The sequence below is a fragment of the uncultured Winogradskyella sp. genome, assembly GCF_947498005.1.
Classification (GTDB): Bacteria; Bacteroidota; Bacteroidia; order Flavobacteriales; family Flavobacteriaceae; genus Winogradskyella.
On record NZ_CANMIW010000001.1, the window covers coordinates 347969 to 370864 of the forward strand.

Annotated in this window: 20 protein-coding genes and 1 tRNA gene; 6 read left to right on the forward strand and 15 right to left on the reverse strand. The window is 32.2% G+C overall.

Features of this window, described 5'->3' with window-relative positions; translation table 11 throughout:
• Positions 1–309: 309 nt before the first annotated feature.
• The 6 genes from Q0891_RS01570 to Q0891_RS01595 form a co-directional block, all read right to left on the reverse strand.
• Positions 310–393: transfer RNA gene (locus Q0891_RS01570), tRNA-Tyr, on the reverse strand.
• Between the two features lie 151 nt (positions 394–544).
• Entirely contained in the window at positions 545–865 is a 321-nt protein-coding gene (locus Q0891_RS01575; protein ID WP_299098306.1) for a hypothetical protein, read from the reverse strand.
• Between the two features lie 46 nt (positions 866–911).
• The gene (locus tag Q0891_RS01580) at positions 912–1448 is read right to left on the reverse strand and encodes a hypothetical protein (protein ID WP_299098307.1); all 537 of its coding nucleotides are present in this window, start codon (positions 1446–1448) and stop codon (positions 912–914) included.
• A gap of 4 nt (positions 1449–1452) precedes the next feature.
• Complete coding sequence (gene prfH, locus Q0891_RS01585) at positions 1453–2163, reverse strand: peptide chain release factor H (protein WP_299098308.1); 711 nt, start codon at positions 2161–2163, stop codon at positions 1453–1455.
• Positions 2148–2837: a hypothetical protein gene (locus tag Q0891_RS01590; protein WP_299098309.1), complete on the reverse strand. Its 690-nt coding sequence runs from the start codon at positions 2835–2837 to the stop codon at positions 2148–2150. Before Q0891_RS01590 ends, prfH begins: the two co-directional genes overlap by 16 nt.
• Positions 2838–3394: 557 nt before the next feature.
• Complete coding sequence (locus Q0891_RS01595; RefSeq protein ID WP_299098310.1) at positions 3395–3907, reverse strand: hypothetical protein; 513 nt, start codon at positions 3905–3907, stop codon at positions 3395–3397.
• A gap of 165 nt (positions 3908–4072) precedes the next feature.
• Here Q0891_RS01595 and Q0891_RS01600 point away from each other — a divergent pair, with 165 nt between their 5' ends.
• Positions 4073–6376, forward strand: coding sequence for a CAP domain-containing protein (locus Q0891_RS01600; RefSeq protein WP_299098311.1), 2304 nt, complete (start codon positions 4073–4075; stop codon positions 6374–6376).
• A gap of 2 nt (positions 6377–6378) precedes the next feature.
• On the forward strand, positions 6379–7389 hold the full coding sequence (locus Q0891_RS01605; RefSeq protein ID WP_299098312.1) for a WYL domain-containing protein: 1011 nt from the start codon (positions 6379–6381) through the stop codon (positions 7387–7389).
• Here the strand turns inward: Q0891_RS01605 and Q0891_RS01610 are convergent.
• From Q0891_RS01610 to Q0891_RS01650, 9 genes are all read right to left on the reverse strand, one after another.
• On the reverse strand, positions 7368–8282 hold the full coding sequence (locus tag Q0891_RS01610; RefSeq protein WP_299098313.1) for an ABC transporter ATP-binding protein: 915 nt from the start codon (positions 8280–8282) through the stop codon (positions 7368–7370). The two genes, Q0891_RS01605 and Q0891_RS01610, sit on opposite strands and share 22 nt — an antisense overlap.
• Before the next feature lie 92 nt (positions 8283–8374).
• Positions 8375–10846: an FG-GAP-like repeat-containing protein gene (locus Q0891_RS01615; RefSeq protein ID WP_299098314.1), complete on the reverse strand. Its 2472-nt coding sequence runs from the start codon at positions 10844–10846 to the stop codon at positions 8375–8377.
• Between the two features lie 10 nt (positions 10847–10856).
• Complete coding sequence (locus Q0891_RS01620) at positions 10857–11933, reverse strand: hypothetical protein (protein ID WP_299098315.1); 1077 nt, start codon at positions 11931–11933, stop codon at positions 10857–10859.
• Positions 11934–12079: 146 nt separating this feature from the next.
• Positions 12080–14149 carry an HAD family hydrolase gene (locus Q0891_RS01625; protein ID WP_299098316.1) on the reverse strand — a complete coding sequence of 690 codons (2070 nt, stop codon included), beginning with the start codon at positions 14147–14149 and terminating at the stop codon, positions 12080–12082.
• 31 nt (positions 14150–14180) lie between these two features.
• Positions 14181–16346 (reverse strand): prolyl oligopeptidase family serine peptidase, encoded by a 2166-nt coding sequence (locus tag Q0891_RS01630; RefSeq protein WP_299098317.1) that lies wholly within the window; start codon positions 16344–16346, stop codon positions 14181–14183.
• Between the two features lie 197 nt (positions 16347–16543).
• Positions 16544–17533: an aspartate-semialdehyde dehydrogenase gene (locus Q0891_RS01635; RefSeq protein WP_299098318.1), complete on the reverse strand. Its 990-nt coding sequence runs from the start codon at positions 17531–17533 to the stop codon at positions 16544–16546.
• A 297-nt stretch (positions 17534–17830) separates the two neighbouring features.
• On the reverse strand, positions 17831–18232 hold the full coding sequence (gene mscL / locus Q0891_RS01640) for a large conductance mechanosensitive channel protein MscL (RefSeq protein ID WP_299098319.1): 402 nt from the start codon (positions 18230–18232) through the stop codon (positions 17831–17833).
• A gap of 88 nt (positions 18233–18320) precedes the next feature.
• Positions 18321–19427 carry an alanine racemase gene (gene alr / locus Q0891_RS01645; RefSeq protein WP_299098320.1) on the reverse strand — a complete coding sequence of 369 codons (1107 nt, stop codon included), beginning with the start codon at positions 19425–19427 and terminating at the stop codon, positions 18321–18323.
• Positions 19420–20067, reverse strand: a complete 648-nt coding sequence (locus Q0891_RS01650; RefSeq protein ID WP_299098321.1) for a thymidine kinase — start codon at positions 20065–20067, stop codon at positions 19420–19422. The genes alr and Q0891_RS01650 overlap by 8 nt, the downstream gene beginning before the upstream one ends.
• Before the next feature lie 92 nt (positions 20068–20159).
• On the opposite strand from Q0891_RS01650, the gene Q0891_RS01655 reads away from it, so the two are divergent.
• Genes Q0891_RS01655 through Q0891_RS01670 form a run of 4 tightly spaced genes read left to right on the forward strand, consistent with a single transcriptional unit; the run spans position 20160 to position 22564 of the window.
• The gene (locus tag Q0891_RS01655) at positions 20160–20912 is read left to right on the forward strand and encodes a hypothetical protein (RefSeq protein WP_299098322.1); all 753 of its coding nucleotides are present in this window, start codon (positions 20160–20162) and stop codon (positions 20910–20912) included.
• A gap of 12 nt (positions 20913–20924) precedes the next feature.
• Positions 20925–21599 carry a 16S rRNA (cytidine(1402)-2'-O)-methyltransferase gene (rsmI, locus tag Q0891_RS01660; protein WP_299098323.1) on the forward strand — a complete coding sequence of 225 codons (675 nt, stop codon included), beginning with the start codon at positions 20925–20927 and terminating at the stop codon, positions 21597–21599.
• A gap of 1 nt (position 21600) precedes the next feature.
• Entirely contained in the window at positions 21601–21945 is a 345-nt protein-coding gene (locus Q0891_RS01665; RefSeq protein ID WP_299098324.1) for a HopJ type III effector protein, read from the forward strand.
• 49 nt (positions 21946–21994) lie between these two features.
• Positions 21995–22564 carry a uracil-DNA glycosylase family protein gene (locus tag Q0891_RS01670; RefSeq protein ID WP_299098325.1) on the forward strand — a complete coding sequence of 190 codons (570 nt, stop codon included), beginning with the start codon at positions 21995–21997 and terminating at the stop codon, positions 22562–22564.
• The last annotated feature ends 332 nt before the right edge of the window (positions 22565–22896 follow it).

Sequence of the window (22896 nt, forward strand, 5' to 3'; positions counted from 1 at the left end):
CTTTAACTAATTATGGATTATGATTCCATTTCAAACTGTAACCGAAATACAGCGCGTCTGCCAATTCCGCCACAAACCGAAACTCGGTTTGGTAGGACTCGAACCTACATATTGAATCTATTGCTATAACCGCTTTAGCTACTTCCCGTTAGAGAAGACAGGATTCGAACCTGTGTACATAGATGGTGGTTATTATTTACCAAATAACCCGTTGGTATCAAGTCAAGTTGAATATAAAAACCTCATACCAATTGGTAAGGATTTATACAATAGTGCTATACCGAAACACTTAACAAGACTTGCTTGATGTGGAAGCAGTAGGGCTCGAACCTACAAGCTTAATAAAAGACCTGATTTACAGTCAGGCGAGCCAACCAGTTGCTCAATGCTTCCTAATAATTTTAAAGAACTTTTATGAAGCTCTGCCAGATGCCTCGTTCTGGCAGAGCACTACTTTAAAGTCTGATTTCAAAAAGACTTCTAATTAATTACTCTGCAAATATTTTATACTATTGCGCAATGTTTTTGCGTAGTAAAATATTTTTTAAATTTTATTGCGTTCATACATTTTATCTCTACTATCTATTACGCCTAAGGGACTTCCTTTGAAGGTTAAAATGTTTGTAAACCCATTATTTTCAGTGATTAAAGAGTCTTGTTCCTTTACAGCTCCAATAGTTTTGTTTCCATAATCTCCAGTGAGTTTATTTGTTGCTGGGTCAACGTCTCCCCAAAGTTTATCTGGTTTTCCGTTGTCTATGGGTTCTATAAAATAGGTAATACCTGTAACTTTTGAACTTACTATAAACCGTCCTGTTTTGTCTGTTCTTGTTAGAAATCGTTTTAATAATTCTTGTCGTTTCATAATTCTAATTTTTAATTGTGGATTCCTGCCTGCGCAGAAATGACAATCATTTGTTTTTCTTTTTTTTCTTCTTTTTGTTTTCAGACTTTTTAGTCTTTTTCGGTTTCATTTTGTTTTTGATTCTTTTAATTTCAGAATCGATGAAACTTGTAAAGCTGTTATTGTACACGTGCTTTTTTGCGAGCTTTAAAGCTTTTAATGCTTTCTTATATTTTTGAAGAACCTCATAAAGTTGCCCTTGAAATAAGTAAACTTCGCCTTTGTTTAGTCCTTTTACGGTTAAAGCATAGTCAATTAATTTTTGAGCTTCTTGGTAATCTTCATTCCACATTAAAACCAGAATGTATTTTGAATACACCTTGTGAAAATCTAGCTTATTAGCCAAAGCTTCAGCATAATATTGCTTGGCTTTTTCAAAATCGCCAAATTGTTCGGCTTGTAAACGACCCATTAAATACAAAGCGTATGCATTATCGGCTTCGTAGGATAAGGCGTAGTTTAGATTTTCTACAGTTTCTTCTAGTTCGTATGGATAAGCATCTATAGCTTTTAGCACGTAATTATTTAATAAATTAGTGTCCATGGTTTTAAGTATTTAATTGATTACGCAATTCGTTTTTTAGTGCGTATCGTTGTTTTTTAAAATCTTTTACAACTACATTTTTTTTAAAATCGGAACCTTTAAAAACCTGCACAGGATTTCCTCTTTCTATTGATAAGTGGTTTTTCCATTGGTTTTTTATACCAGATTTTAAGGCGTCTAATTGTAGTTCTGTTACTTTTTCTTGCAAGCGTGTTTTTGCTATTTTTCTGTTTTGATGTTGAGAGCGACTATCCATAACCAGCACTTGTGTTTTGGTTGGTTGATGAATGGCTCTAATAGCAGAACTCACTTTGTTTACATGTTGTCCGCCTGGTCCAGAACTTTTAGTGGCTTGATAGGTAATATCTTTTTCAAGAATTTCAAATTGTTCGCTTTTGCTTACTTCGTACAAACCAACAAACCAGTTTTTGCGTTTGTGATTTGGTCTAAATTTTGAAATGCCTATCCATTGAATGGTGCCTATCCATTGACTTAAAAATACATTTAGACTTTTGCCTTTGAGCTGAATTGTCACAGATTGCAACGTCATGTTTTCAATGCCTTTTTCGCGTTGTAATATTTTGTAATCAATGCCATTGTCTTTTACAGCTTCTAAAAATTGTTTTAGAATCTGAGCGACAACCCAACAGCATTCTGCTGGACCTCGACCAGAGGTTATTTGTATTATTTTAGTTTTTGTTAATGGTTTTCCCATGATATAGTTTCGTTGATGACATCATTAAGAGCGTATTTTTTGAGCTCATTGAGATGTCTTTTTGTTTTTAATTTTTCTTGTTTGTAATTGGTTAAATTCCAATCGTCTTTCCAAGGATAAAAAGCTTCTTTAATGTTGTAATATCCCTTTCTCAATAGTTGCGAATCAATAAATTCATCTTCACTAATAAGGTTTGGGTCAATACGTTTTCGGTGTGTGATATAAGCTCTAGAATATTTAATTTTATAGGCTCCTTTTGGGATGCGTATATAAAATCTAATTCTTAACTTTTTGTTTTCGTTTCTAAACTGAAACGAAGTACACATGCATTGTGCCTTATATCTTATCTTATTAAATTGCTTTTTACTAATTGTTGGAAACCCTTTGTATATAAGGTGTTTTGACGTTTGATTTAGCCATTTGTTTTCAGCTTCTTCTTTTGTTCTTCCCCAATAATACCTTTCAATTTTGTTATAAAGTTCTAGAATCGCTGCCTTGTTTTTATAGCGCTCTACTTTTTCTGTTATAACAATTTCTTTATACCAACCGTGACGAATAGGTTCTTTTAGTTTTATATAACCTAGGTCTCGCTGAAGTTTCCAAATTTCACTTTGACGTTTTAATAATCGACGGACTTCTTTTTCCTTTTGCCCTTTTATATGCTTTGGTCTCATTAGACATGTTTACAATTGTTTTGTCTATTTTAATGATTCCAATTAATTACTCCCAATTAGGAATCTGTGCCTATGTGAATTGTGTATGTTTCATTTAAAATTTGTTTTAATGTGCGACTTCTCGATTGCTCTCGAAGTGACAGAATAATATTTTTGTAATAACTGTTTGTGGAAATGTGTTTAGCAGGTTTGCTAATGACTGAAAACAAAAAATCCGAAACAGTTTTTAATTGGCTTCGGATTTTTCATTTATAAATTTGAAAAGTTTATCTAACGATAATCACGAAGCATCACAAAAGGCGGTATTCCTTCTGGACAGTTTTGATATGTTATAAATAAACTCATAGTTTCTAATTTTTAATTCAACGTGTGTTTTGGTTGAAATGCGATGCAAATATTTAGCTTTTTTTTCGACTTTACAAAATTTAATTTTTCAGTTTCAGAAAATTCATGCCCTTAATACGAAGTATTAACTTTTTTTGAAAAAAGCAAATAATTTTTTAGATATTGATACTTTTTGTGGTTTTACCCCTAAGTTTTTGACGTTCTGAGTTGTTTTAAATCCCGGTTTTTCCTGATTTTAAAATTGTCTTTTTCTGACTAATATTTTGGCAATTTTTTATTAAAGAATATGTTTCGAAAGCTAATTTTTTTACATCTGAATAGTATGTGTTTTTTGGGTAGTATTGTAATTTAATTAAGTCGAATTGATCCCATAAGCTAAAGAAATCCCACATGGTTTTAGAATCGGATTCATATTCAAAATGCATCATTATTTTACTTAGACTTTTATATATTTCATCATAGTCTTCGCTGTGAATTATATTATTACATTCTTTTTCAATGATTAATACAATTAAATCGTCTTTATCGAATTTTGAGAATGTTAATTCTTCAAGTTGAATTCGCCATTTTTTACTTTTGTAGTTGATAGTTATTACCTTGAAGATAAATTTATTAGTTCTAATTTTTGAAATAATTTCTTCAGAATTATATAACCATGTTTCAAATTCTTCAATTGTAATATTATTGACCAAGACTTCGAATATTTTCAACTTTAAAGTTTCCATTTTATTAATTTTAATCAAATGTCTTTAGGTGTTGCGCAATCTTTTTGCGTAGTGTTTTTTTTGTTTTAAATTAGACAAGGCGTTGTAATAAAATATAAGTTGTTTTACTCAGGCATTATAGTTGTGGTGTGTTTAGTGATTTAAGTTTTAAACCCTCTCAATCTTATGAAATACATTTTATGTTTTAGCCTTTTATTTTTATGTAGTTTTCAATGTGTAAATGCACAATTAAAGGCATCAGATAAAGAAAAATTATCAGAACTTTTAACAGAAAAAATTAATGTATTAAGAAAGGCAAAAGGGAAGCATCCACTTAAAAGACATCCTGATTTAGCCAAAGCAGCACAATTGCATACTGATTATATGGTTAGTCGTAATTCGCTTAATCATGTGGAGCATAATACTGATTTTCCCAATCCAAAAGAGCGCGTTTTTCATTTCAATAAGTCATTTACTAATATTGGTGAGAACATTCTGTATACAAGACCTAAAAAACTACCATTAAATAAATCTGAATTAGAACGATTGGCTTACGAGATGTTTAAGTCTTGGCGTAATTCGCCAGGTCATTATGCCAATATGATTTCGGATTCATTTTACTATGCCGATTTTGGATTTGGCTATCATACAACTACTAAACGTGTTTTTGCGACACATGTTTTTGGTAAAAAAGGTTATATAATTGATGGTCAACTTTCTGATAATGCATTTGCTGTTCAGAGCACTGATGCTACTTGCGACGACCTTGTAGGAAATAAAAGTAATATTATAATAAACATTGGTAATGGATTAACAATTATTAATAATGAAGTGATAATGGGTTATCATAGTGTTGAAAATCTTCATGAAATTATTGAAAATAAAAATGATGGTTTCGCTATAGATTTAATAGATAGAAATCAATTAATGTGTGGCCAAGAAAATAGACTAGATGCTTCCGATATTTACGAAGGTGTAATGTTAAAACCTGTTTATAGAGATGAGTTATTTGCGAATAACACAGCAGAAAACCCAAAAAGGATAATTGTATCTCTAGGAGAAATTCCGGAACATCTTAGAGGTAAAACACTCAGTGCAAACATTATTTTAATTAAAGACGGAAAAAAATGTAGTTACAACGTTCCTTGTCATATACCAAGCAAAAGGTATGAGTTAAGAGATATTAAACCAGAGATTTACACACCTAAAGTTGCTTTAAAAACGAAGGGTGTAAATGGCATCTATGAAGTGAGTTTTGATTTTAAAAGCGGAAAAATCATTCCGGTTACAAATCCAATGCTTGAGATTGAACCTGAGCAGATTCATTCAATAGACATAAAGAGTTATACCTCTGTAGATGGTAATTCAAAAACGAACAACATGCTTCACAGTAAACGTGCGGATTATATAAAGAATTATTTAAAAGGTAAACTAAATATTAAACCTGAAGCCTTTAAGATTGATGCCAAGGAAAATTGGGAATTATGCTATTACCAAACCGAATTATTGGGATTAGAAAATACTTTAGGTAACCATAAACCTAAAATAAAACAATATTTAGCTGATAATAAAAATGAATTCTGGAAAGAAGCACTCAGCTTACAACGACGTTCTAAAGCTATTATTTACCTCAATGGAAATTGGAAATTAGACGACCCATTAGTGTTACATTATAACTTAGTAGATGCCATATTGAATGAAAATTATGATTTAGTAAATAAAGTATTGGCAGAGATGTATTTAAAGGAGGAAAGCAATCTTTTTCTAAATGAAGAATTTGTATTAGATAATTTATTTGATGAACCAAAATTGGTGCAAAATGTATCAGCATTACTATTAAAGAACGTATACTTTTATTCCTTAGATAATATTGTGTTTTTTGTTAGAAATTGGTTGTCTAAACCTGAGTTATTATCTGAGGCTGCTCAAAAAAATCTACTTAATCTTTACGCAATAACCTCGAGACGATTACTAAGTGATTGGGATACTAATTTAGATGATTTTTCTAAAGTTATGCATCCTGAAAAGGTAGAACCTTTATTTGAAAGTTATAAAAATGAAGACAAAGTAAATCCTTTGTTTTTAAACTACCATATGGCTAGTATTCAGTATTATGCTCAAATAAACTTTAGTTCTAAAATTGAAGAATCTTTCAAGTTCATTACAGATTATTTTAGAAGTCAAGCGCAAAATATTGAAGATGAAACAGACTTAAGTTTGTTCTTCAATAGATGGAGTATGTATCATTTAACTATTAATAATCTTGCAGAAAGATTTGACAATAACAAATTAGACGAAAGCTCAGCTTTTGTATTTGTAAAAACATTTGTTGCTTATCAAAATGACTCTGATGAAAGTTTGTTATTAAGGGTTCATAAACGAGCCATTAAATTTAATAAAGAAAGATGGTGCAAATGGATAGATAAAGATTTTCAGAATTTAAGAAAAGATGGAGTTAAAAATCTGTATTGTAATACATGTAATCAATAATTATGGCAGTAAATAAAAACGCATTAATAAGATATAAAACCATTGATAAATGTCTTCAGAATCATTTTAGACAATGGACACTTAATGATTTAATAGTAGCCGTTTCTGATGCGCTTTACGAATACGAAGGCAAAGATATTGATGTTAGCAAACGTACTGTACAATTAGATTTGCAAATGATGCGTAGCGACAAGTTAGGTTACAATGCACCAATTGTAGTTTACGACCGAAAGTATTATAAGTACGATGATGCCGATTATAGCATTATTAATATTCCTGTAACTGAAAAGGACGTGAAAGTTATGGATGAGGCAATACAGTTACTTAAACAGTTTAAAGATTTTTCTTTATTTAAAGAAATGGATGGTGTTTTACAACGCTTAGAAGATTCAGTAAACTCATCACAAAAAGACAAGCGAGCTATAATTCATTTAGATAAGAATGAACAATTGAAAGGTCTTGAATATATTGATGTTTTATATGATTCTATTCAGAATAAAAAAGTTATTGAAGTATCTTATCAGTCATTTAAAGCAAGAAAAGCGAGCATAATGACAGTGCATCCGCAATTGCTTAAAGAATTTAATAATAGATGGTTTTTATTAGGAAGTCAGAAAGGAAAGTTTATCACATTGGCATTAGATAGAATGATTGAAATACTAAAGCTAGAAAATGAAGATTATCAGGATTTTAAAATAGATGGTGATGATTATTATAAGGATGTGGTTGGTGTAACGGTCTCAAATTCTAGAGCACAACGTATTCAATTTAAAATAGACCATAAAAATGCTCCTTATGTTATTACGAAGCCATTTCATTCCACACAACGTGTAATTGAAACAACGAAAGATGGTGTTGTTTTTAATATTTTTGTTCAAATTAATTTTGAGTTAGAACGACTTATTTTAGGATTTGGTGATAGTATAGAGGTTTTGAAACCGCTAAAATTGAGAAACCGTATGTTTAAAAAATTGAAAGCTTCTATCAAGAATTACGAAGAAACCACAAAGTAAATTTCTGTACCTGATTCTATTAGCTCAGAATGTTCAATAAAAATAGATTCAGACTCATATTCAGCTTCAATTAGCCAATTACTACCATTAAAATAAGCCGTTTTTACTACTGCCTTTAAATCGGATTGTGCTACAATTTTAATTTGATTGGCATATACAATACCAAAAGGCTCAATGACATTAAATTCCCCAAAAAACGAGGCTATTAAAGGTGTTTTTGGATTATTGTAAATATGTTGTGGTGTGTCTTTTTCTATAATTTTAGAATCGTGAATAACGAGTAATTGGTCTGCAAAACCTAGTACATCATTTTTATCGTGTGTGGCAACCAAGCAAGCAATATTATTGTTTTTTAAGTATTTAAAAACACTACGTCTAAGCGATTGTTTTTTAAAATTATCAATATGGCTAAACGGTTCGTCTAGTAGAAGAATTTCGGGTTGTTTGGCTAATGCTCTCGCTATAGCTACACGCTGTTTTTGTCCACCACTTAGTAATTTTACTTTGGTGTTGGCAAAAGCTTCAAGTTCTACAACTTTTATAAGTTCTTTTGTACGTTTTTGTTTTTCTTCAGGATAAAAACGAGAGAGGTATTTACCTATATTTTCTTCAACCGTAATGAAAGGCATAAGGTCGAATTCTTGAGTCACGTATTTCATAAAATCGTAACCAATAACCAAATTGTGTTTTGGCCCTAAGATTTCTTCGTCTTTCCAAAAAATATGACCTTGTTTTAAATCGTATTCGCCATAAATTAGTTTGAGAAGTGTGCTTTTTCCTGAGCCACTTTCGCCAATTATGGCAAGATTTTCTCCAGCTTCAACTTTAAAGTCAACCGCTTTTAAAATCTTAGTTTTAGAATATCCAAAAGTGACATTTTTTACTTGAAGCATAATGCAAAGATATGTCTTTCAAAAAATTAATTTGCATAAAAAAACCGCTTGATTTCTCAAACGGTTTCCTTTAATATTTAAAATATGAGGGTTTATTTCTTTATGAACTTTCGTTTCATAATTTTTCCGTTAGATTCTAATCTTAGAAAGTAAACTCCACTTGTTAAACTTGAAACATCAACTAAGTTTGAATTCAATTTAAGGTTTAGAACACGTTTACCATTAATATCAAAAATTGTTGCTATTTTATTGGTAATATCTGCAGTAGTTTCAATATTTAATTCGTCTTCTACAGGATTAGGATATATGGTAAGATCTGTTAGTGTTTCGTCAATAACACTTAGTGCAGAACCTTCAGTAATGTTATGTGTTGTATTTATTGCCGGATTTTCAATAAAATCTACATTACCAGATGGCCAATATATTGTAATACTATTAATAGCTGTATTAGTTCCTATTCCGAAATGCGCAGTTAATGAGCTCATAAACTCAAAACCTTCTCCACTTCTAACATCTCTAATTTGAGTACCTAAAGCGGTTTCGATTTCAATTCTAGCACCAATACCATTAATATTACTCATTGTACCAATAGTGTTTATTTTAACCCAATTGTTGGCGTTGGTGTTATTAATAAAAATATTCCCGTTTCTAAACACGTCTAAAAAACCATCATTATTGGTATCACCAATAGCTCCACTTGAAGGCATGTTTTCAGAATAATTTGTAAACGTAAAATCGCCATTATTAAATAAAATGTCGCCATTAGATAAGACATCTACAAATCCATCATTATCAAAATCGGCAGGTGCATTCTCAATTCCCATTTGTGCATCTAAGACGCCAGAACCAGATGTAACATCAGTAAATGTACCGTCGCCATTGTTTCGCATTAATTTTGAATTTCCATTAGTAGAGCTACTCGCTCCTACAAATACATCCATATCGCCATCATTATCAAAATCTGCCCAAGCAGAAGACCATGTTTGTACATTATCTCCTAGATTAGAAGAGTTATTATGTCCATCTGTTGGATAATTTGAGTCGTACCAACCTGTATCTGCTACATTAACAAAAACACCATTACCGTCATTTCGCCATAACTCATTTGTACTAATAGTTGTAGAGCCTCCTCTACATTTTGCGATAAACATATCCATATCTCTATCGTTATCAAAATCTATCCATACTGTTCCGTAGTTTCCTCCACCAGGTGTTAATCCTAAGCCATTTGGTACTACACCAGCACTTCTACCTTGGTAGAAACTTAGATTACCAGACCCATCATTTATATAATAAACGTTAGCATCTACATCATGACAAACAAAGGCATCTAAGTGACCATCGTTATTAATGTCTACAAAATTAGAACGCTGTGAAAACACATAATCAGCACCTGATATTTCAGAATAACCAGTACCAGTGCTGTTGGCTTTCATAAAAGTTACACCAGATCCTCCGCCATAAACGAGATCATTAAACCCATTACGGTCAAAATCGCCAGCCGCTAAGCTCCAGTTAGGCGCATTATCTGCCATAGTGGTAGCAATATTTACAACATTAAATCCACCTGAGGATAATTGATAGTGTATGTTAATATTACTTGAACTAACTGATACAACATCGTCTAAAAAGTCGCCATTTAAATCCACTAATGCAATATCGTAAGATCCTGTTGTATTTATTGAGTTTGCTGTAAATATTACAGGAAAACCAGATGTGTCTACACCAGTTGTGAAATTTTGACATTCCCATCCACTAAAACCTTCCACATTACAATCGGCTCTTACACAAACTATATAATCGGTTTCTGGTAATAAATTTGTAATAGTATAAAGACTGGAAGCCGTTGGTACTCCGGAAGATGGAAGTGGCTCTGACGCAAGATATACTGCTACTTCCCAATTGGTTTCAGTATCTCCTGCTATCCAATTTGCATCAGCCGATGTTGCGGTTACATTATTAATGGTTAATGAATTTATACTCGGACATGCAGGTGGTACACTAGAAATAATATTTACAGAATTAACACAAAAACCCCAACCAAAGGATGTATTGTCATTGTAAAATATTCGATATTTAAATCCAGATAATTGAGTGCTAGAAAAATTAGAAATATCTAATTCATCACTGATATAAGACGATGGCGTGCCGTTGCAAAAATTAACAGTACTAGGTGAGTTTTCAGATAATTGACTTCCCCAATTAACCCATTCACTAGAGTCAGTATCCCAATATTGAAGATGTAAAGTTTCTGCCTGATAAATATTTAGCACATATTGAAACGAAACAAATAATTCTGTTTCGTTAGCTGTAAAAGCGGCATTTAAATTAATTACTGGAGACTCTACAGCAACATTATTTACGGATGAACCACCAGCAAGATTATCATCAAAAGAAAAAGATTCACTTGTTCCTGTGGGATCTTCATAAAGGTAATTAGCATCATAAGTACCAGATAACGTCCATTGACTGTTTGGCCAATCTGCGGATTGTTGTATTTGCTGCGCAAAGCCAATAGTAGAAAATAAGACTAAAAGAATTGCGAATAGTAATGGTTTTTTCATATCAGTGTTTTTAGTTGCAGTTAGAGTTTAAAGTGTTAATCCATTCTTCAATTAATTCTGCACCTTCCTTATGAACAAAAGAACGCGCTAAAAGTGGCATTCTGTCTGAGGGTTCTACAGAACTTATTCTATAATATAATACCGAATTTCTTGCATCTCCAGATTCTACAATATGACCTAAGTCAAAACCAAGATCTGTATCTGCTTCTACACAAACACCTAAATTTGTTGGGTTGTGTGTATCAGAAAAATCAAATCGTAAGGGTCTGTATGCGCAATGTGTTTCTTCGGAATGACAATGAGCACAGTTAACATCTACGTATGCTCTCACACGTAGTTCTAATGTTTCATCACTATCGTTATAGTTTGGTAATTTGTCTATAATATTAGGCAATGTATTTTCTAAGTAACCAAGATCTACTAATTTATCTAATTGATTTGAAGAACCATCGCTATAGTTGTAACTTAAATTTAAGTTTCTTGGTTTTGGACCTATAGGTTTAGGTGTTTCTAATACTTTATGGCAGGTATGGCATTCTGGGCCAGATGGAATTCTGTATTGAACAGATTGTACCTCATTGTCTAGCAGCCATTGTACATCTATTGTGCTTCCATCCATGTCTAAAATGGCTTCAGTTTGCGCTGTGTTCCATTTATAATTTGCAAAAATCCAACCTTCTTGTTTTTTAATCATTAATCGCGTCTCAATAATCTGAGTGTTGTTCTCGGGCAAAACGTTGTTGTAATAAAAGTTTTTGATTAAAATAGCGCCAACCGGAAACTGTAAATTTTGATCATCAGCGATATAAGATGCTTTGCTGTTATTAGGCATCCATAAAAAACGCTTTTTTTGAGCGTAATTACTAAATAAAGATGAATTTAAAGTATATGGAATAACACCAGGTGAAGGCTCAAGATTTTTTAATTCATTTAGAAAAAATTGATATTCTGAAAGAGATTGATAAGGCATATTCTCCAAATCGAAATGAACGATAGAAGGGTTATCAATTGGAGATAAACCATCGTCTTTTTCGCAAGAGCATACTAACAATACAATAAGCAATAAGAAATAGTAATTTTTTTTCATTCGCTGTTGTTTACAACATTAATGAGACAGTTGAATATATAAATATCCTACCATTAAAAGTGTAAATAGAAACTAAACCTAAGCTTTTTCTAGCGAATTTTTAATTATTAAATCAAAAAATTGAAAATTAAGTACTAATTAAAGGTTTATTTAAACACATTATATTTCAGAAGAAAGAAACGGTTTAAAACTTTAAATCTAAGATATTTATTAAATCTAAAATAGAGATAAATTAAATACATAGGTGCAAAAAAAGCGACGATCTTACTTTTGCTATACAGTAATGGTTTTAGTTTTACTAAGTACCTAAAATATTTTTCGGGTGTCATTAAAAAACTAATAATACTTTTTACCGGACTTTTAATTTTTGGTGGTCGGTAGGTAATACCGACTTTGTTGTCTCCAACATTTTGATAAAAACCATGACTTAACGTTTTTAAGAACTTAATTTTCTTAGTTTTTTGAAGCAAGCCTACTTTTAATGCCATTTTAGAAATAGCATCTTGCATTTCTTCTTGACTATAACACAAAGGCTCTAAGGTTGGTAAAAGTGTTTTATGAAGCTTTAGCATCTCTTCCTGATGTGCCTTTATATGATTGTCATACAGCCATTTTTCTTCTGGTTTATGATATTCAAAAGAATAGTTGTCTTCATCTAATCTATAACCTAACGCACTTCCATGGTCAGCAGCTGAGAATTGCTCGTATAACTGCATGTTTGCCATTAAAATACGATCATTATAATCAACAAATGGAAGTAATGAAAAGTTTAAACCATAACGTTTAGTATCTGGTTGAATATCATAAATCTCTCCAAGTCCGAGATAATATCCTGTTACTGGAATTTTACCTTCAAAAAACTTATAAATGGATTCTTGCATCGTTCCGCCCCAACCAATATCTACAAGTGCAATTCCGTTAGTTTCTATATCAGAATTAAAAGAATTGATATACGCGTTAAAAGCTTCATGACTTTCTTTTCTATGGGTATTATAATATGTAATGAAGGTTTCGTTTAGTTTTAAATTTTCAAAACATGAAGACTTAAAAAACTGTTCAATAACATTTTTCCCGTCAAGTTTTAATTCAGAAATAATTTGAGCGGTTAAGTCTTCCGGGCAATTAATTGTAAACAGAAAATCCTCTAACGAAAGGTTGTAATATTTCTTTCTTAAATATCCAAAATTTTCAACTTCAAGTTCTTTTAGCGCTATTTGAAGTGATGCTTGTCTCGATATTTTTAAGTAATGGGTATTTATTTTTTTACTTTCATCTAGCAACGTATAGTCTTGGTAAGAATCAAAAAGTTTTTTAAGATATTGTCCTTCTCGTGATAGAAAGAATAAGTCTTTTAAATTTTGCTTTTTAGCAGTTTCATACATTCGTTCAACAAACGTATGATAATGCATTATATATTCCGTGTAAGGAATTGACGCACTGTTTTGGGCTTTTTTGTAAACCTTATTTACAATGTTATTTAGACGTTTTTTATCGTTGCCAAAGTTGTTACGTTTATTCTTTTTTAGATATTTTTTATGTGGAAGTTGATAAGCGTTAAGTCCATTTTTAACCGCATTAGTATAATCACTTCTTAAATTGTCACCAATCATCATTACCTCATTGGCATCAATAGATAATTCTGATAATATAGGTTCGTAGATTGTTCCTTTGTGTTTACTTTTTTCTAATTCTGCTGAACTGTAAACATGGTCAAACAAATCTAAAATGCCATGATAGGACAATAGCTTTTCAAATAAAGTTTTAGAACCATAAAAATCTGAAACCAATATTACTTTACCACCATTAGATTTAAAATACTTCAATGTATCTAAAACATCTTGATTTAAATACTGTACACTAGATTCTGCCCTAACATCTGCAGCTTCAAAAAGCGATAGAAATTCCTCTTTTTCATGTATAGAAATAATATCTGCATTAATTAAACGCTTACAAATTTCGTTTTGTAAGGCCTTGTACGGAATTTCAACATCTTCAAGACTAAGTTTTTTTATTAAATATTTTACTGATGCCTGTCTAGTAAAGTAAAGCTCATCTATAGAGGCAGACAATCCCATCTCCTTAATCATAAGTTTCGCCCAAATACGCTGTGTGTAATTTGGATGTACTTTTCTATGTAGGATAGTATCGTAATAATCCGTAAAAAGAAACTTTATTTTCTTTTCTTTGAGTTGTTTATGAAGTGGTTTAAGTGACAATGACCCTGTTTTAATTAATAGCTAGTTAATATTACCCTTTTACTTTTTCTTCTGTTTTAGTTGGCAACACTTCGTATCCCATATTGTAAAGTGTAAATCCATAGATATCTGCATACTGTTCAATAATTTTGCTAACAGGTGTGCCCGCACCATGACCAGCATCGGTTTCAATTCTTATAAGAGTTGGGTTGTTTCCTGCTTGTTTACTTTGTAATTCTGCAGCAAATTTAAAACTGTGTGCTGGTACTACACGATCGTCATGATCTCCTGTAGTTACCATTGTTGCCGGATATTTTACACCTTCTTTTACATTATGTACTGGTGAATAGCCCTTGAGATAGTCAAACATTTCTTTGCTGTCTTCAGCAGTTCCATAATCATAAGCCCAACCTGCTCCTGCAGTAAATGTGTGATAACGAAGCATATCTAAAACACCTACAGCTGGCAATGCAACTTTCATTAAATCTGGACGCTGTGTCATTGTAGCGCCAACTAATAAGCCACCATTTGAGCCTCCTCTAATTGCCAAATAATCTGAAGACGTATAATTTTCTGAAATTAAATATTCAGCTGCTGCTATAAAATCATCAAACACATTTTGTTTTTGAAGTTTAGTACCTGCATCATGCCAAGCTTTTCCATATTCTCCACCACCTCTTAAATTAGGCACTGCATAGATACCACCTTGTTCCATCCAAACGGCATTAGCAATACTAAAGCTTGGAGTTAAGCTCACATTAAATCCACCATAACCATAAAGAATGGTTGGGTTTTTACCATTAAGTTCAAGGCCTTTTTTATGTGTTATAATCATTGGTACTTTTGTACCATCCTTAGACTTATAAAAAATCTGTTTGCTCGTGTAATTTTCCGGATTAAAATCGATGTCTGGTTTTCTGAACAATTCTGAAGTCCCTTTTTCAATATTATATTTGTAAATGCTTCCAGGCGTTACATAGTTTGTAAACGAATAATATAGCTCTGCATCTTTTTTCTTTGCTCCAAATCCTCCAGCACTTCCTACACCAGGTAATTCTATTTCTCTTACTAATTTACCATCGTAATCATATTGCAATACTTTAGAAACTGCATTAACCATATAATTTGCAAAAAAGTAACCACCACCAGTTGATGGACTTAATACGTTTTCGGTTTCAGGAATAAAATCTACCCAATTTTCTGGTGTTGGATTAGACGCATCAACAGTAACTATTTTTTCATTTGGAGCTCCTAAGTTTGTCATTATATAAAGTTTAGAACCTACATTTTCAATAATATTAGTATCTGAATCTGTGTGCCCTAAAATTTCAATTAATGGTGCATTTGTTTTGGTTAAGTCTTTTATATAGAGTTTATTTCCAGAAGTTGAAACACGAGGAGAAATCACTAAATAATGATCATCCTCAGTTACACCACCATAAATATATCTGTGTTTTTCTTCAGGTGTACCACCAAAAATTAATTGATCTTTTGATTGTTTTGTTCCAAGCTTATGGTAGTAAACTTTGTGCTGATCTGTTTTTGCAGATAACGCACTACCAATAGGTTTGTCGTAACTAGAGTAGTAAAAGCCTTCGTTTTTATACCAAGACATACCACTAAATTTTATATCAACTAAAGTATCTTCAATGATTTCTTTAGTTTCTGTATTCATTATTAAAACCTTACGCCAATCACTTCCACCTTCAGAAATAGCATAAGCCAATGTTTTTCCGTCTTTAGAAAAACTTGTACCTCCTAAAGATATTGTACCATCTTCTTTAAAGGTGTTTGGGTCTAAAAATACTTCTGCTGTACTAGGATCTGCGTTGGTTTTATATCTATAAATAACATATTGGTTTTGTAAACCATCATTTTTGTAGAAATAAGTATAATCTCCTTCTTTAAAAGGTGAGCCAATTTTTTCGTAATTCCATAGCTTGGTAAGTCTTTCTTTTAGCTCTTCTCGGTAAGGAATATTGTCTAAGTAACCAAAAGTTACACTATTTTGAGCTTTTACCCAATCCTCAGTTTCTTTACTCTTATCGTCTTCTAACCAGCGATAAGGATCTACAATGGCTTCTCCAAATAAAGTATCAACAACATTTACGTTATTAGTCTCTGGATAATCTATAGAAATTGGTTTCACGTTTTCGGTTTCGTTTTTACATGAAACAACAGTACATAGTGCTAAAGCAACTAGGAGTAATTTTTTCATAAATTAGGTTTTATTGAAATAAATGGTTCATTATTTCAAATATAATATTTTCGTCTTCAGGTTAGGGCCTAAAGACGAAAATATTAAAGGTAAAAGGGGAGTGCAATATAAAAACAATTATAACAAAGTAATTAAATAATTAGTTGAAACACACGAATTTATCGCTATTTTGAGTTTCAATTAATTAATAACCTTTCTTATACTAATTCATTCTTTACAAGAAATTCTGCTATCTGTACAGTGTTTGTAGCAGCTCCTTTTCTAAGGTTGTCACTAACAACCCACAGATTAAGGGCATTTGGTTGAGAGCCATCACGTCTAATTCGTCCAACAAAGACATCATCTTTTCCATGAGCATACATTGGCATTGGGTATGTATTTGTTTCTAAATTATCTTGAACAGTTATACCATCTGTATCATTTAGAAGTGCTCTAACGTCAGCAACATCGTACTCGTTTTCAAACTCTACATTTATAGCTTCACTATGTCCACCAGCCGTTGGTATTCTTACCGCAGTTGCAGTAACAGCGATTGAACGATCACCTAATATTTTTTGAGTTTCATTAACCAATTTCATTTCTTCTTTGGTGTAACCATTATCTTCAAAAACATCACAATGTGGAATTGCGTTTTTATGAATAGGATAAGGGTAAGCCATATCGCCTTCTTTTCCTACGATTTCATTTTCCATTTGCTCAACCGCTTTTACACCAGTTCCTGAAACAGATTGATATGTAGAAACAATGATTCGTTTAATTTTATATTTTGAATGTAATGGTGCTAATGCCATTACCATTTGAATAGTAGAACAGTTTGGGTTAGCAATAATTTTGTCTGCTTTAGTTAACTCCGTTGCATTAATTTCTGGAACCACCAATTTTTTGGTTTGGTCCATTCTCCAAGCAGAAGAATTATCAATAACAGTTGTACCAACTTCGGCAAATTTAGGAGCCCATTCTAATGATGTAGATCCACCTGCAGAAAACAATGCAATATCTGGTTTTGCCTCAATAGCAGAAGGAATACTAATTACAGAGATATCTTTTCCTTTGAATTTTATTTTTTTACCTACTGAACGCTCAGAAGCGACTAATAATAATTCATCTACAGGGAAATTACGTTCTTCTAAAACGTTAAGCATTACATTTCCTACTAAGCCTGTTGCACCTACGATAGCTACTTTCATTTGTATTTATTTATTGTTAATAAGAGATTCACGTATTATTCGCAATTTTACCATCTTTAATGGCAAGAATGATTTTAATAAGTGAGATTTACGAATTTAATAATTGTTGTTTTTCAAAGGTCTCAAAATTAGAGTATTTCTTCAAGTAACACCTTGTAAATAGTCTTAAAAATGTGATAAAAATAAGGCGTTTAAATTATTGGTTTAGCAATAAAAAGTCTAAAAACAGAAAAACCCAGACTTTTTAGTCTGGGTTTAATTAAAAAATATGAGTGTAGCGATGACGCTATACGTCTTTTATTTTTTTAATGAATCTCTGATTTCTTTTAAGATGTCAAGCTCAGAAGGTCCTGCTGGAGCTGGCTCTTCAACTGGTGCTTTAGTTTTGTTATATGCCTTAACAATAAAGAACATAACTAAACCTACAATTAATAAGTTGATGATTGTATTGATCCAACTTCCCCACATTATTGCGTTTTCAGGAGTTGTAACTGCACCTGCAGCATCAACGATTGCCTCATCTAAAATGATTTTCTTATCTGCGAAGTCCATACCACCAGAAAAGTGACCTACAACTGGCATTACGATATTGTTTACAAATCCTGTAACAACGCCTCCAATTGCACCAGCCATGATAACAGCAACTGCAAATTCTACAACGTTGCCTGTCATGATAAAATTCTTAAATTCTTTTAACATAATTTAATGTTTTTTAATAGTTAGTTAATGTGTTAGTTGAGACACAAAGTTAGCAGAAAAAGTCACAACATGTTAAAAAAATGTGAAATTACCTTAAAAAAACGCGTTTAACACGCTGAGAAACAGAGGTTATAATTTCGTAAGAAATGGTTTTTGCAGAATTAGATAAGCTGCTTGCTTTATAGTCTGCGTTAAAAATTATGACTTCATCACCTTCTTTACAATCTATGTTGGTAACATTAACCATTATCATGTCCATACAGACATTTCCTAAAATTGGCGCTTCTTTGTTGTTAATAATTACATAGCCATTTTCATTACCATAAATTCGATTAATGCCATCTGCATGGCCAATTGGTATGGTTGCTGTACGTTCTGTACCAATAGAAGTGTAAGCTCTGTTGTAACCTACGGTTTCATCTTTTTCAATACTATGAATTTGAGAAATTACGGATTTTAAACTCGCAATAGGTTTAAGTTTTTTGTCTTCTTCTGCAGAATTGCCAAAACCATATAGTCCTATACCAGATCTTACCATATCTAAATGGGCTTCAGTATAATTAATAATGCCAGAGGTATTACATAAATGCAACCAAGGTGTTAAGCCAGATGTTTTTTCAAATAAATTTGCGATAGTTTTAAACCTGTTAATTTGAAGCGTTGTAAAGTCTTCTTCTTTGGGATCCTCACTTGCTGCCAAGTGAGAAAATAAAGAAGTTGCTTTTATGGATACTGTTTTTTTGAGTTTAGCTACGATTGTTTCAATATCACTCTCTTTAAACCCAAGGCGATTTAAACCTGTATTAAATTTTAAGTGAATTGGATAATTACTTTGAGTTTGTGCTTCTGCCACTTTAATAAATTCATCTAAAACATGTGTACTATAAATGCTAGGCTCTAAACAGCTCTCAATAAGCGTTTTAAAATTTATAGATTGTGGATGAAGCACTAATATTGGCGTTTCAATACCTGCATCTCTAAGTGCAACACCTTCCTTTACATAAGCCACGGCAAAATAATCTACGTTTAGTTTTTCGAGGTGTTTTGCTACTTCTACGGAATCGCTTCCATAAGCAAATGCTTTTACTACTGCTAAAAATTTGGTTTGCGGCTGTAGTTTAGACTTTAAGTATTTGAAGTTATGAGTAAGCGCACTTAAATCAATTTCAAGAACAGTTTCTAAGGCTTTAGACATCTTTTGCTTGGTCTTTAGAATCTATTTCTTCCGCATCATTTACCTTAAGTTGTCTAAGTTTATCGCGTTGCATACTTTTATAGTAAGCTGCTCTACTTAAAGGTTCATATTCGTCTACTTCGCCAAGTAAAACTAAATCATCACTTAATGCTTTTCTGTAACTGTATTGTGCTAAATTCCCTGTTTTGGTACAAACCGCATGCACTTTAGTAACATACTCAGCAGTTGCCATAAGATTTGGCATTGGACCAAAAGGATTCCCCTTAAAATCCATATCTAAACCAGCGACAATAACTCTAATGCCTTTATTGGCTAAATCATTACAAATTCTAACAATTTCATCATCAAAAAATTGAGCTTCGTCAATACCAACCACATCACAGCCGTCTGCTAAAATAGGAATATTAGCAGCAGCAGGTACAGGTGTTGAGCGTATTTCATTGGCATCATGAGAAACCACCATTTCTTCATCATAACGCACATCTACAGCAGGTTTAAAAATTTCAACCTTTTGTTTTGCAAATTGTGCGCGCTTAAGTCGTCTAATTAATTCTTCGGTCTTGCCAGAGAACATCGATCCGCAGATGACTTCAATCCACCCAAATTGTTCTTTCTGATTTACTGTATTTTCGAGAAACATTTTGTAATTTTAGCACTAAATCGAAGTGCGTCTTCGATTTTTATAAAGGTCTCGCAAATTTATTAAAAATCAAAAGTAAAACTTACGAAAAGATGAAAAAGAAATTAGAATCAGAATTAGTTAGCATTGCACATAGGATTCTAAAATTAAAAGGAAGAGAGGATGTAGATCAATTGCATGCGGAAGTTTCTCAGCTTTATGAAAAGTTAACGGTTTTAAAATTTGCTCAAGAAAATTTTGAAGAGAATATGCCAACCATTGGTAACGACTCTTCGTTTTTTGACATGTTAGATACCGCTTTTAATAATAAGGTAAGTGATAATATAGAAGTTGAAGACAGAACCTATGTTAATGTAGATGAGGTTGAAGATGATGGCATTATGGAACCTGTGATGACCAAAATAAAGGATATGTTTGAACATATGCCAAAAGAATCTGAACCTGAAGATGCACTATTAGAAAAAGCGTTACCAAATGATATAAAAACGTCAACATCTGTTGAATTTGAAAACATTACTTCTGGTTTTGAAGAAATCCCAGAATTTGAACCCATTGAAGACGCTAAAAAACGAGAGGCAGATTCTGCTAAGAAATCATTAAATGATAAGTTAAAAGGGAAACGACTTAATATTGGTCTCAATGATAAGTTGGCATTTATTAAACATTTGTTTGATGGTAAAAATGAAGATTATGATCGTGTGATTTCTCAGATTAACACGATGCATTCTTTAGATGAAACAAAACAATTAATATTAGATATGGTTAAACCAGACTATAATAATTGGGCAGGAAAAGAGGAATTTGAAACGCGTTTTATGGAGTTGGTAGAAGGGAAATTTAGTTAACAAATTTATTAGATGAGCAAACTCTACCTTGTCCCAACACCAATAGGAAATTTAAAAGACATTACTTTTAGAGCTGTTGAGGTTCTAAAAGACGTGGATTTAATTTTGGCTGAAGACACCAGAACTTCAGGGAAACTTTTAAAGCATTTTGAAATCACTACACAGATGCAAAGCCATCATATGCACAATGAGCATAAAACGGTTAATCATTTAATTGAAAAATTAAAAGCTGGTTTAACCATTGCAGTTATTAGTGATGCTGGCACACCAGCTATTTCAGATCCTGGATTTTTATTAGTAAGAGCATGCGTTGAAAACAATATTGAAGTAGATTGTTTGCCGGGTGCAACAGCTTTTGTACCAGCTTTAGTAAATAGTGGTTTACCCAATGATAAGTTTGTTTTTGAAGGATTTCTGCCGGTTAAAAAAGGGAGGCAAACACGTTTTTTACTACTCGCTGAAGAAACCAGAACCATGATTTTTTACGAAAGTCCACACAAGTTGGTGAAGACCTTAGGGCATTTCTGTGAATATTTTGGAGAAGACCGACCAGTTTCTGTGTCTAGAGAAATAACTAAACTTTACGAAGAGACTATACGAGGAACGGCAAAAGAAGTTTTAGAACATTACACTAACAAACCGCCAAAAGGTGAAATAGTTATAATTGTAGGAGGAAAAAGCAAATAATATGATTTTAAACGAATTTATAAATAAATTGAAGTCTAATTTAGAGTCAACGGATTTTTCTGAAACAATGACAGTAATAGAAGAAAATTATGTGTTTACACCAAGTGCTTTTACTAATGGAACACTAGAAAATGACGAAGGTCAAAACTCAGGTTCTTGTAAGTTATTTGCTTTTGCAAAAGACCAGAATTTAACCAAAAAAGAAACCTTGGCTTGTTTTGGAAGTTATTATTTTGAAGATGTTTTAAAAGAACCAAACGGAACAGGACACCAAAACATTAGAAATTTCATGATTTCAGGTTTTGAAGGCTTAAGCTTTAAACAATTCCCACTAAAAAAGAGGTAATTCGTTGTCATCCTGAATTTATTTCAGGATCTAATTAAATTTATTTCCTTTGGAAGATTTACTTCATAACATAAGCCAATGCACTATTTGCAAAGCACATTTACCATTAGGTCCAAGACCAGTTGCTACCGCTCATATTAAATCTAAAATTGTAATAATTGGCCAAGCACCTGGAACAAAAGTTCACAATTCCGGAATTCCTTGGGATGACCAAAGTGGGAAAAAATTAAGACAATGGCTTAATGTCACAGACGAGCAATTCTACAACACAGAAAATTTTGCCATTATACCTATGGGATTTTGCTATCCTGGAAAAGGAAAAACAGGAGATTTACCACCAAGACCAGAATGTGCTCCACAATGGCATACGCCATTATTAGAAAAAATGCCAAATGTTGAGTTAATTATTTTAATTGGCGCTTATGCACAGAAGTATTATTTAAAAGATAAAAAAAACTTGACAGAGCGTGTTGGCGATTACAAGGACTATTTGCCCAAATATTTTCCGATTCCGCATCCATCGCCTACGAATCGTTTTTGGCGAAGTAAGAATCCTTGGTTTGAGGAGTTGGTTGTGGATGAGTTGCAGAAGAAGATAGAAGAATTATTGAAGCGGTAAAGAATTTTGACTTATCCAGTTATTGGGAATAATGCATAATATACTAGTCTTTATATTTCTTTTTTACGTTTTTCTTTGATGGTAGATTGAAGAACCTTTCCACAGGAATCTTACTAAAAAAATTACCTAATGCTTCAATCTTCTGATTAGGTGTATCTCTTAGTTCACGAACCATTATAAGAACCCATATTAGAAATATTACGAAACAGACACTAATTATTAAGGTTATAAATACGATTGTGAATTTAAATATTTCCATTGATAGTTTATTTAAGCTAAATTATAACACATGTTTACAATTAACTATGATTTCGTTTGCAAGGTACTATTGA